Source organism: Chitinophaga sp. (assembly GCF_039596155.1).
In the GTDB taxonomy this organism is placed as follows: Bacteria; Bacteroidota; Bacteroidia; order Chitinophagales; family Chitinophagaceae; genus Chitinophaga.
In genome coordinates, this window is sequence record NZ_JBCNKF010000002.1 from 149,679 (window position 1) to 162,755 (window position 13,077).

5 protein-coding genes are annotated in these 13,077 nt (G+C 46.6%); 4 read left to right on the top strand and 1 reads right to left on the bottom strand.

What is annotated here, in order from left to right:
- Positions 1-66 precede the first annotated feature (66 nt).
- Both ABDW33_RS02500 and ABDW33_RS02505 read left to right on the top strand, forming a co-directional pair.
- Positions 67-1,899 carry a tetratricopeptide repeat-containing sensor histidine kinase gene (locus ABDW33_RS02500; RefSeq protein WP_343688487.1) on the top strand — a complete coding sequence of 611 codons (1,833 nt, stop codon included), beginning with the start codon at positions 67-69 and terminating at the stop codon, positions 1,897-1,899.
- Positions 1,884-3,734, top strand: a complete 1,851-nt coding sequence (locus tag ABDW33_RS02505; protein WP_343688488.1) for a hypothetical protein — start codon at positions 1,884-1,886, stop codon at positions 3,732-3,734. Before ABDW33_RS02500 ends, ABDW33_RS02505 begins: the two co-directional genes overlap by 16 nt.
- Before the next feature lie 46 nt (positions 3,735-3,780).
- Here ABDW33_RS02505 and ABDW33_RS02510 read toward each other — a convergent pair whose 3' ends face one another.
- Complete coding sequence (locus ABDW33_RS02510; RefSeq protein ID WP_343688489.1) at positions 3,781-4,779, bottom strand: beta-ketoacyl-ACP synthase III; 999 nt, start codon at positions 4,777-4,779, stop codon at positions 3,781-3,783.
- A gap of 138 nt (positions 4,780-4,917) precedes the next feature.
- Between ABDW33_RS02510 and ruvA the strand changes: the two genes are divergently transcribed.
- Both ruvA and sprA read left to right on the top strand, forming a co-directional pair.
- Entirely contained in the window at positions 4,918-5,505 is a 588-nt protein-coding gene (gene ruvA / locus ABDW33_RS02515) for a Holliday junction branch migration protein RuvA (protein WP_343688490.1), read from the top strand.
- A 270-nt stretch (positions 5,506-5,775) separates the two neighbouring features.
- Complete coding sequence (sprA, locus tag ABDW33_RS02520; RefSeq protein WP_343688491.1) at positions 5,776-13,008, top strand: cell surface protein SprA; 7,233 nt, start codon at positions 5,776-5,778, stop codon at positions 13,006-13,008.
- The last annotated feature ends 69 nt before the right edge of the window (positions 13,009-13,077 follow it).

Below are 13,077 nucleotides of genomic sequence, written 5' to 3' on the forward strand. Positions count from 1 at the left end.
TACAGTGTAATGGCAGCTGTCGGACTCTTTGTCCGCTGTGAGTGCTCTTTTGGCCAGATTCAGAAAATGAAGCATGCACTGGCTGTTACACAAGACAGCGTGGTCTACTCCCGCATACTGATCGCCCTTGCACAGAAATACCAGAACAGACAACTGGATACCTGCTTTCAATACCTGACCACGGCCAGGGGCATTACCAAGCGCATCGGCTTCAAGTGGGGAGAGGCAGAGGTATACAGGGGACTGGGTGGTTACTATGCCTATCGGGACAATAGCTATCTCTCTTTTCGTTTTTACCTCGATGCCCTGAAGCTGTACCGTGAGTTGAACGACAGTACAGGCATCATCCTCGTAAATATTAAACTGGGCGTATACCAGCATTACCAGGGACAACAAGCCGAAGCCGCCCAATATATAAAACAGGCACTGGCGATGGCGATGCGGATGCGCAATGATAGCGTGATGTCTGCCGTCATGGCCAATTACTTTTTCATTTACCGGAAAGATACCGCACACCAGGCACTGGCCAGTCAATACCTGGAGAACGGCTACCAGCTGGCCATAAAAGGAGGGCATACCCGTATGATCATTTATACAGGGTTACTAAAAGCGGATGAGATGTACGATAAGGGCGACACTGCGCGTGCTGTTGCCAAAGTAAATGAACTGGTGCGGATCGCATTGAAGAAAGGGTTTCTTTACCATGCATTGTACGGTTATGCACAACTGGCGGATTATGCTATACAGCGGCGGCGTGCAGACTCTGTGATCTATCAGAAAGAGGTGATCAGATTGGGCCTGCAAGGCGGTTACAGGGAGATCGTACTGCCAGAGGTGGCGAGGTTTTACCGCTATTATGAACTACGGCATCAAAGCAGGGAAGCAGATTATTATGCCGACCTGATGGCAGATATTACGGAGCAATACGAACAAAGCCGCTCACAGGGAGAACAGGATTACATGGATTACTACCTGCAGGAAGCCACGTTACGGCAACTCCAGTTACAACATGATTTTCAGCAACAGCAGCTCGACCGGAAATCGCTGGAAGCGCGGAGCCGGTATATGGTGATTGTATGCCTTGTACTGCTGCTGATATTGCTGATTTTATTACTGGCGGATATCAACCGCTCTCATCGTAGTTCGTGCAGGAATGCCAGGCGCCTGCGGGAGTTGAATAAACATATCACTGAGCAAAATACCTTATTATGCACACATGATGATTTCAAGAATAAACTGATCTCACTCATTGCACACGATTTCCGTTCTCCACTGGCCCAAATCATTCAGATCACAGACTACCTGCAGCAAGGTGCTTTTACAATGGCGGAAGCAGCTATACTATTCCGGCGACTGGAAGGTAACGCGGAGAATACCTTACAGATCTTTGAGAACATTCTTCGCTGGATCAGGACACAGCTGAGTGGTTTTGTATACCAGCCATTGCCCTGCAGTCCTGCCGATCTGATACAGGAAGCTTTGAGTACCCTGCAGGATGAGATACTCGGGAAGCAGGTACAGGCATTAATAACTGTGCCCCGGGATCTGCAGGTGTGGGCAGACAGGGAGATGCTGCAGTTCGTACATCGTAACCTGCTGCACAACGCGGTGAAATTTAGCCCGCCACAAAGTACTATCACTGTAACCGCACAGGTAGATAATGACGTGGTGACGGTGAGTGTAGCCGATGAAGGAACGGGCATTACTCCGGTAATGTTAGATCGCTTATTTGAATTTAAGACCGATAAAAAAGGAACAAAACAATCAAAGGGGGGAGCGGGTGTTGCGTTGATTATCTGCAAGGATTTCATGGATAAAATGAGTGGCACCATCACAGCTGTGAACCGCTCTGACAAAGGGTGTAAATTTTCATATACATTACCGTGGGTAAAAAAATAACATTCATATTACTGCTGATCAGCCAGGTGGTATGTGCCCAACAGCGTGCTTTACAGCAATTGCGCCAGCGGTTGGTGAAGGAGCGGGACAGTATTGTATATACGGATATATTGAATGAGCTGAGTATGAAATGGCACCTGACCAATGCTGATAGTTGTTTCCTGTATGCGGTGCAGGCGCGGGAACTGGCGGGCAGGTTGCACTACGGGAAAGGTATTGCAGATGCACTTAGTAACCTTGGTATTGCGTATTCGCTCAAGGCGAACATAAAGCAGGCTATTGAATATGAGAGTAAGGCACTGCTGAACTACCGGCAATTGGAGGATAATGGCAGCATTTGCCAGGTGTTGTTGTATATGAGTGCATTTCATTCGATCGCCGGAATGCACAAAGCCGGGGAACAATACCTGTACCAGGCGATGGACATTGGCAGGAAGCTGGTGTATGATTCTATTTATAGCCTGGTACTGATCAATTATGCGACGCGGTTCAGGGATGATACTACGCGCCAGGATTCAGTACAGTGGGCGCTTCGCCAGGCTAAAAAGATTGCCCTACGTTATCCGGGTAGTGTGAGAGACCTGTATTATATCCAGTCGTTTGAGGCGGATGATCTCTTTAAACGTGGACAACAGGAGCGGGCAGTAGCATGGATTCATTCGCTGGCAATAAAGTCGCAGCGAGATGGGTTGATCTATGTAGCCATTACCATGTTGCAGCAATTGGAAGAATATTATGACCAGGGGTATAAAATAAATATCATTCCTTATAAGGAGCAGATTTATTCTCTGGGTAAAATTGCGGGTTATACAGACCTGATGTTACCAGAGGTGATTACTATTTACCGTTATTATGCCAGGGCACATAACACGGCGAAAATGAAGGAATACGGGCATGAACTCTGGTTGCTTACTGACCGGCAGGAGTTGACGAAAGATAGCCGGCATGTGAACTATCTCGATTATTTTCTGAAGGAACAGGAACTGAATGAATGGCAGCTGAGTAATCAATTACAAACGGAAAAACTGGCGAAAGCCAATAACCAAAGACTAGCGCGACGTAAGCTGATCGCCTTCCTGGCGGGGTTATTAATGATCCTGGGTGGTTTTACATTTACCAGATACCGTAGTTACAGGTATTTAAAACAGCAGGAGGAACTGCTGGCGATCATGAATGCGAAAATTTCTGACAAGAATAAGCAGTTACAGGTGCAGGATGATTTTAAGAACAAACTCATCTCTGTGGTAGCGCATGATTTCAGGGAGCCATTACAAAATATTATCCGGGTATCTGCCCTGTTCAGGAATGGAGATGCAGACCCGGTATTACGCCAGCAGCTGATCAGGGATACGAAAAACGGCAGCCGGAAAACGCTGGAGATCTTTGACAACATCCTGTGTTGGATCAAATCGCAGTTATCCGGATTTGTATATGCCCCGGCGCCCTGTCACCTGCGGGAAATGTTCAATGGTGTGGCGGCGGACATTCCGGAAGGATTGCAGGTAGCCGGTGACCAGGAAATGTTGTTGTTTGTGCATAGAAGTTTATTGCAGGGAGCGGCTGTTTTCGGCAGGGAGATAAGGGTAATAGCGGAGCAGGAGGCAGACAGGGTAAAGGTGATGGTGATCAGTTCTCCAACGGTATTGACGGCACAGCAGGCGTCTAACCTGTTCGTTTATGAAGATGCAGTACACAGTGTACAGCGGGAGGGAGAGGAGCTGGCGATGCGGTTTATCATCTGCAAAGATTTTATGGATAAGATGGGGGGGCAGATTTGGGCAAATGTAACCGGGGAGCAACTGCAATTGGTGTATGCACTGCCCTCATTCAGTTAAAGAAAAAAGGTTGTATCTATAGCTGATACAACCTTTTTTAATATCCTTATTTAGTATCGTAAGCCCATTTCAGGTAGGTAGCACCCCATGTGAAACCACCACCAAAAGCTGCTAATACAAGATTATCACCTTTCTTCAGTTGTTTCTCATAGTCCCAGAGACACAGTGGCAATGTACCAGCGGTGGTATTACCATAGCGCTGGATGTTCATCATCACTTTTTCTTCCGGCAGGCCCATACGGTGGGCGGTTGCGTCGATGATACGCTTGTTGGCCTGGTGAGGTACCAGCCATGCGATATCGTCGGAGGTCAGTTTGTTGCGTTCCATGATTTCAGCAGCAGCGTCTGCCATGTTGGCTACTGCATATTTGAATACCATTTTACCTTCCTGGTACACATAGTGTTCGCGGTTGGTAACGGTTTCGATAGAAGCAGGCTTAGCAGAACCACCTGCCTTCATGTGCAGGTATTCACGGCCATGGCCATCGCTTTTCAACACGCTGTCTATCAGGCCATAACCTTCTTCGTTAGGTTCCAGCAGTACGCCGGCACCGCCATCACCAAAGATGATGCAGGTAGTACGGTCGGTATAGTCAATGATGGAGCTCATTTTGTCAGCACCGATCACCATTACTTTCTTATAACGTCCACTTTCTATAAAACGGGCGCCGGTATCCAGTGCATAGAGGAAACCGGAGCAGGCAGCTGCGATGTCGAATCCGAAGGCATTTTTAGCACCGATCTTGTCGGCTACTATGTTGGCGGTAGCAGGGAATACCATGTCAGGAGTGACAGTAGCAACGATAATGAGGTCCAGATCAGCAGGTGTGATCCCTCTTTTACGGCATATTTCCAGCGCTACAGGCACGCATAACTCAGAAGTTCCTTTCCCCTCCCCTTTCAAAATCCTTCTTTCTGTAATTCCTGTACGGGTGATGATCCATTCATCAGTAGTATCAACCAGTTTCTCCAGCTCTTTGTTAGAGAGAACATAATCCGGTACATACCCACCTACCGCAGTAATAGCGGCCGTTATTTTGTTCATATTAATAAAATAGATGTTTTAACAGGCCGTAAAAATACATAAGAATTTGGAAATGTAACTTATAAGCCAAAATACCCATCTCCCATCTTCCTAAAAATCCTTAGGTTTGCCACAAATTAGAATCCTGAATAATCCTGTATGATTGCTTACCTAAATGGAAAACTGTCCTATAAATCCCCTGCCATGGTCCATTTGGATGTTCAAGGGGTGGGATACGAAGTGCAGATCAGTTTGAATACGTACTCCCGCATACAGGGTATGGACAGCTGTAAATTGCTGACATATCTTCATATAAAAGAAGATGCCCACACTTTATATGGCTTTTCCGATGATGCAGAACGTCAAATGTTCCTGTTGCTGATAGGCGTGTCCGGTATCGGTGCGAATACCGCCAGAATGATGTTATCTTCCTTACAACCGGAAGATATTCAACGGGCTATTGCTATGGAGAACGCAAAAATGTTGGAGAGCATAAAAGGAATCGGCGCTAAAACGGCTCAAAGGGTCATCCTGGAGTTAAAAGATAAGATCAAAAAGCAAAAAGATGTTGGCCATCAAATATCTGTAGTTGTAAACAATACAATGCAGGAAGATGCGTTAAATGCATTAGTCACGTTGGGAATAGCCCGTAATGTAGCAGAGCAGGCTATCAACAAGGTACTGAAAGTAGAACCACAATTGCAGGATTTAGAAGGACTGATCAAAAAGTCGTTAAAAAGTCTGTAAGCGTAGCACCTAACTAAAGCTGGATTTTTATTTTTTAGTTATAGCCGCCACCGGCCATGGAAAATGGCCTGTCTACGCTGTAAAACAGTACTGAACAGCACCACTATTGCAAATGTCCGGAAGGAAAAAAACTGTAACAGTACTGGAACAAAACCACTATGTCAGATCTGAAATGACCATAGTAGCCCTTCAGTTTCAATGAAATGGGTTACTAAGGGGAGTTACAGGTCTGTATACTTTTACCCTGACCTCTATTAAAACCTATTTCTCTTGTCAAGGAAGACAAATTATGGTGCTATAGCAGTAATAGGAGTCGCTTCCTTTTTTATTGTTGAAACTGCAGCAAGGAATCGTTCAGGTTATAGCAGCGATATATCAAAACAACACTGGCAACCAAAAGTTTCTGTTGGTAAGGATACCACGGTGAAAGATACTGTCAAGCGGGATACCCTCAAGTTCCCCATCAAAGATAGGTTTGGCACCCGTATTACTGATCCTGTACGTAATGAAATCGATTTAAAAGATCCAAAGAATATCACCCAGTCAGTTGAGTATGATCCTGTTACCAAACAATATACTGTATCGGAAAAAATAGGTGATCACTATTACCGCAACCCCACTCTCCTCAGCTTCGAAGAATTTAACAGACTACAGGCGCAGAAAAGTGAGCAGGACTACTGGCAAAAAAGAGCCAGCACCCTCGGATCGCTAAACCAGAAGAATGCAGGACCCGATCTGTACAAGGGCTCAAAGCTGTTCGACAGGATCTTTGGGGGTAATAAAGTGGATATCCGCCCGCAGGGAAGCCTTGAACTCACCTTCGGATACCAGGGACAGAATATTAAAAACCCTGTCCTGACCGAACAAGCCCGCAAAACCGGCGGGTTCGATTTTGATATGAACATCAATATGAACCTGACAGGTAAGATCGGCGACAAACTGAAAATCACTACCAATTATAATACACAATCCACGTTTGACTTCGAAAACCAGATCAAACTGGAATACACCGGCTATGACGACGAGATCATTAAGAAGATTGAAGCCGGTAATGTGAGCTTTCCACTCCGTAGCACCCTCATTTCAGGGGTGCAATCACTGTTTGGGGTCAAAACCCAGATGCAGTTCGGGCGCCTCACCGTTACTTCTGTGCTCTCCAACCAGAAGTCGCAGAAGCAAAACCTCCTCATCAAAGGTGGTACCCAGGTACAGGATTTCTCCATCCGGGCAGACGAATATGAAGATAACCGGCACTTCCTGCTCAGCCAGTTTTTCCGCGATACTTTTAACTATAGCATGAGCAACCTGCCGGTGATCAAATCCCTGTCATACATTAATCGTATCGAGGTATGGGTCACCAATAAAACAGGGGCTACCACCAATACCCGCGACATCGTGGGCCTGATGGACCTTGCGGAATATGCACCTTATAACCAGACGGTTACAGTCACTCCCGGGGCACACCTGCCAGCGAACGGTACCAACAACCTGTACTCCAATGTGATTGCAGATGCCGCCAGCCGGTATACAGGTACGGTGGTCAGCAGGTTACAGGCAATGGGGTTACAGGGTGTACAGGAATATGAAAAGACCTTTGCCCGAAAACTGGATTCCTCGGAGTTTACGCTGAACCGGCAACTGGGTTTCATCTCCCTCAACCAACAGTTACAGGCCGATGAAGTACTGGCTGTTGCTTACCAATATACTTACAATGGCCGTGTATACCAGGTGGGTGAATTCTCACAGGATGTACCCCCCGACCAGAATAACAGTGCGAACCAGAAGATCCTCTTCCTCAAACTCCTGAAAGCTACCTCTGCCAGACCTAATCTCCCTATCTGGGACCTGATGATGAAGAACATCTATTCTACAGGTGCCTACCAGATCAACCGGGCCGATTTTAGTCTGGACATCTATTATAAAGACCCGGGGAGTGAAACCCGTACCCCCAGTGATAAAAGATATTTACCAGATGCAACCGGTGTGTGGGCAGGTGCACCGCTGATCTCCGTATTAAACCTGGATCGGTTGAATAACCAGAATGACCCGCAACCAGATGGGGTGTTTGACTATGTAGAAGGTTATACCATCAACTCCAATACCGGCCGTGTGATGTTCCCGCAACTGGAACCTTTTGCACAGGGTATCCAGAAAGCCTTCGGTGGAAATGCCGCACTTGAAAAACAATACATGTTCAAAGTGCTGTATGACTCCATTAAAGTGGTCGCCCAACAATTTCCGCAACTGAACCGATACGTACTGAAAGGAACCTATAAATCCAGCAACTCTTCTGAAATACAGTTAGGTGGTTACAATATACCACAGGGTTCTGTTACCGTTACCGCAGGTGGTCAGTTGCTCCGTGAAAACGTAGACTACATCATCGACTATAACCTGGGGCGTATCAAGATCGTGAACTCCGGGGTGTTGGCTTCCGGGCAGGCCATCAATGTGCAGTTCGAAAACAATGCGTCATTTGGAACACAGGTACGTAACTATTTTGGTACCCGTTTCGACTATGTAGTCAATGAAAAACTGAGTCTGGGTTCTACCATCGCCCGTATGAGTGAGCGACCCTACTACCAGAAAGTGAACTACGGGGAAGATCCTATCAAGAATACAGTGGTTGGCTTCGATGTGAACTATAATTCTCCTTCAAAAGCACTGACACGACTCCTGAATAAACTGCCCAACTTTAATAGCACCACCCCTTCGAACATCATGTTCACCGGTGAGGTGGCCAAGTTATTCCCAGGTCACAGCAAGCTAGTGAATGCAGCGGGAAGTAGCCAGGGACAGGTATTTATCGATGACTTCGAAGGATCACAGAGTGGATACGACCTGAAGTACCCCGCTACCAGCTGGGCACTGGCATCTACGCCTTCACAGGCAACAGATAGTGCAGGTGTGACGTTGTTCCCCGAAGCTGCACTGAATAACCAGTGGGGCTATGGTGCTAACAGGGCAAAACTGGCGTGGTATATCATCGAGCCTACCCTGCAGATTCCGAATTCTTCCGGTCTGCCTACGGGCATCACCGGCGAAGTACAATCTGATTCCCGCACCCGCCTTGTATATCAGCAGGAAATATTCCCCAATAAATCTACCGACTTTGGCCAGGCACAATTAAGTACACTTGACTTAGCATACTATCCTACTGAACGAGGTCCATATAACTTTACCGCCGGCGCTGATAGTATTGATGCCAGCGGTAAACTGAGAAACCCGGCAAAGAAATGGGGCGGTATCATGCGTGCGCTGGATAACAGTGACTTTGAAACCAGCAACGTAGAGTTCATTGAGTTCTGGATACAGGACCCATTCATCTACAACCCCAATAGTACCGGTGGTCAGCTGTATTTCAACCTGGGTAATGTCTCCGAAGACATACTGAAAGACTCTCATAAATTCTTCGAGAACGGTATGCCGGATCCGACAACGGGATTAGATAAAGTAGACTCTACCGAATGGGGACGTCAACCTAAGTTCCAGCAGCAGATCACACAGGCATTTGACAATGACCCGGCTATCCGTCAGTACCAGGACGTAGGATATGATGGGTTGCAGAGCGGGTATGAGCAGAGCTATTACAAAGACTACCTGGCCAGACTGGCGGCTAACTTCGGAACTGGTTCCGTGATATACCGACAGGCACTGAAGGATGCTGCGAACGATGACTACGTGCACTACCGTGACCTGGATAGTGGTAACATCCTGGTTCGCTACAAGCGATTTAATAACCCTGAAGGGAACTCTCCGGTATCTACCAATTCTACTTACTCAAGAGCAGCTACCAACATTCCTGAAACAGAAGATCTGAACAGGGATAATACGCTGAATGAAACGGAGGAATATTTCCAGTATAGGGTGAACCTGCGTCCAAACATGGAAATAGGTACCAACAACATTGTGGATAAGAGACAGGTAGAAGTGACACTGGCTAACAACACCAAGAGAACAGAGACCTGGTACCAGTTCAAAGTGCCGATCGAAAAGTATGATAAGAAAGTAGGTTCGATTCCTGACTTCAAGTCCATCCGCTTTATGCGTATGTTCCTGACGAACTTCAATGATTCTGTGGTAGTACGTTTTGGTAAACTGCAGCTGATCCGTAACCAGTGGCGTCAATATAATTATAAGCTGCAGCCGGGTGATCCTGTTCCGAATGATGGGAGTACATCTTTCAACTTAACGGCTGTCAATATCGAGGAAAACTCTTCCCGTAAACCATTCAACTATGTACTGCCTCCGGGAGTCACCCGTCAGAACACAGTAAGTACCAACAATACCACTTTGCAGCTGAACGAGCAATCTATGTCATTACAGATTGTGGGGCTTGAAGATGGAGATACCCGTGGTGTAACCAAGAACCTTGGAATGGACCTGCGCCAGTACAAGCACTTACAAATGTATCTGCATGCTGAAGCAATAGAAGATCAGAACTCACTCAAACAAGGCGACCTGAGAGCGATCATAAGATTGGGTAGTGACTTCGTGGAGAACTATTACGAATACTCTGTTCCACTGACGCCGTCAGATTGGTCTCAGCCTAACAACCCGAATAATATCTGGCCGGCAGCCAATGATATGGACATCGTGCTGAGCAAACTGACAGCTATGAAACTGCGCCGTAACAACTGTGATACCTGTTCTGCATTGAGAGTGTATACCGAACAGGATGGTGCAAATTATATGAGCGTGGTTGGTAACCCGAATTTAGGAGATGTGCGTACGGTTCTGCTGGGGGTAACAAATCCAAAAGATAATGGATTGAAGAAGTCTGGTGAAGTCTGGTTCAATGAATTACGTTTAACAGGTCTGGATGAAAAAGGTGGTTATGCAGGTATGGGTAGGCTGGATCTGCAACTGGCAGATCTGGGTACTGTGACCATCTCCGGCAATATGCATACTGCCGGATTCGGTAACCTGGATCAACGTGTGAACGAGCGGTTCAGAGATAACTATACACAATACGATGCAGCTGCGAACCTGGACCTGGGGAAACTGTTACCAAAGAAAGTGGGGATGGTGATACCGGTATATGCCGGTTACTCCAGAGCAGTCAGCCGTCCTGAATATGATCCTTACGACCTGGACATCAAGCTGAAGGATAAATTGAGAATGGCAAAGTCTGACTGGCAGCGTGATTCTATCCGCCGCGCCGCAGAAACCTTCACATCCATCAAGAGCCTGAACTTTACGAATATCAGGAGAGTGAATCCAAACAGGAAGAAGTATCACCTGTGGGACCTGGAAAACTTCGACATCAGCTATTCCTTCTCCCAGACACTGGCACACTCACCGATCATTGAAAACGATGTGCTCACCAAGCACAGAGGTGGTTTGGGATATACCTTTACCGGTCAGCCGAAATATGTAACACCGTTTAAGAAACTCTTCAAAACGAAAACAAAGTGGCTGGACCTGGTGAGAGATTTCAACTTCAACTATGTACCTTCCCTGCTGAGTTTCAGAGCAGACATCACGCGACAGTTCGGTGCTACCCGTATCCGGAATGTAGGAGGCGATGGTACGTATAAGTTGCCGGAAACATTCAATAAGTACTTTACTTTCGACAGATATTACGGCGTGAAATGGGATCTGACCAAGAGCATCAGTCTTGACTTCAATGCAGTGAACAATGCACGCATTGATGAGCCGATGGGCAGATTGAATTCAGCAGCGAAGAAAGATACCATGTGGCGTAACTTCTTTAAACTGGGAAGAACGACGAACTACTATCATTCAGCGAACATTACATACACATTGCCGACTAACAAGCTGCCTTTGACCAGCTGGACAAACGTAGCATTGGGGTATAGTTTTGATTATCGCTGGACAGGTGCTTCCTTACTCGCTAAATACCTGGGTAATGCGATCGAGAATACACAGAATAAAACAGTAATGGCAGAGTTTAAATTCTCTGATCTGTATAACCGATCCAAGTTCCTCAGGCAGTTTAGTACAACAGCCAATAAACGACCGCAACAGAACAATAATAGTAAGCAACCACCGGGTAAGAATCAGCCTGGACAGAACACTACTTCGGACGAGGAGATCTCGCCGATACTGAAAGCGGTGATGAAACCACTCCTGATGCTGAAGCGCATCAACGTGGATTACTCTGAGAATAGTGGTACGAAACTGCCAGGTTACATAGATAGTACGAAAGCACTGGGTATGAACTGGGCACACTTTACACCGGGTATAGGATTCGTAACGGGGCAGCAGCCAACGAAAGCATGGCTGGATGACTTTGCGAAGAAAGGATTGATCACACCAGATACAACGTTCAACGTGCAGTTCCAGCAGCAATTCACGCAAAGATTGCAGGTACAGGCACAAATGGAACCATACAATGACTGGCGGATAGATCTGAGCCTGACCAAGTCATTCACAAAAACGCATACAGAACTGTTTAAGAACATGGATTCTGCCGGGTTCCAACACCTCACGCCTTATGATGCGGGTGGTTTTGAGATCTCTTATGTAGCCGTGAAGACCATGTTTGGTAAGATAGATTCAGAAACGGGAACGACGACCACCTTCCAGGATTTTGAACGCTATCGTAAGACGATCTCCAATCGTCTGGCAGCGGCCAACCCATACAATAGCATACCTGGTACACCAACTGCTAATACAAAAGATCCGGAATATCGTTATGGATATAGCCGTTATGCACAGGATGTATTGATCCCTGCATTCCTGGCAGCTTATACGGGCAAGGATCCAAGCAAGATCGGCCTGCTTAAGAATGGAGGTCCGTCAAATGTGCGTAGCAACCCATTCAGTAATTATATTCCCCGTCCAAACTGGCGTATCACCTATAACGGGCTGGCGAAACTGGAGCCGTTCAAAAACTACTTTACGAACTTCTCTATTACGCATGCATATGTTGGTTCATTGAGCATGAGTTCATACAACTCTGCATTGTTATATGAGGATCCAAGACTGGCAGGATATCCGGGCTTTATTGATACTGTTTCCGGCAACTATATTCCTTACTTCCTGGTGCCTAACCTGACGATGACAGAACAATTCGCGCCACTGATCGGATTGGATATGACGTTTACCAGTAGTTTGAATATGCGTGTGGAATTCAAGAAGAGCCGTTCACTGAGCCTGAGTCTGATCGACTACCAGTTGACCGAACTTCGCTCTACAGAGGTAACACTGGGTGGTAGTTATCGTATCAGGAATGTGAAGTTCAAGTTCCTGGGCGAGCAGACGGGCAGGAAGGTATCCAATGATATGAACTTCAGATTGGATTTGAGTTTGCGTGATGATAAGACAGTGAATAATAAACTGGATGCGGACCTTGTAATACCAACGAGCGGACAGAAGGTGATAGGCATAGCGCCATCGATAGATTACGTGGTAAATAACAGGTTGAACCTGCGGTTCTTCTATGACCGGAGGCAGACGATACCAGTGATCTCTACCGCGTATCCGATCACGAGTACGCGCGGCGGTCTGACATTGCGGTTTATGTTAGCGCAATAAATCATTCATTTCATTCAGCCGGCCACCCGGCCAGTTCATAAAAAAGCTTATGTCTTACAGGCATAAGCT

Coding starts and splice junctions, on each gene's coding strand:
- ABDW33_RS02510 (WP_343688489.1), bottom strand. CDS start 4,779: ATGAACAAAATAACGGCCGCTATTACTGCGGTAGGTGGGTATGTACCG.
- ruvA (WP_343688490.1), top strand. CDS start 4,918: ATGATTGCTTACCTAAATGGAAAACTGTCCTATAAATCCCCTGCCATG.
- ABDW33_RS02500 (WP_343688487.1), top strand. CDS start 67: ATGAAGCATGCACTGGCTGTTACACAAGACAGCGTGGTCTACTCCCGC.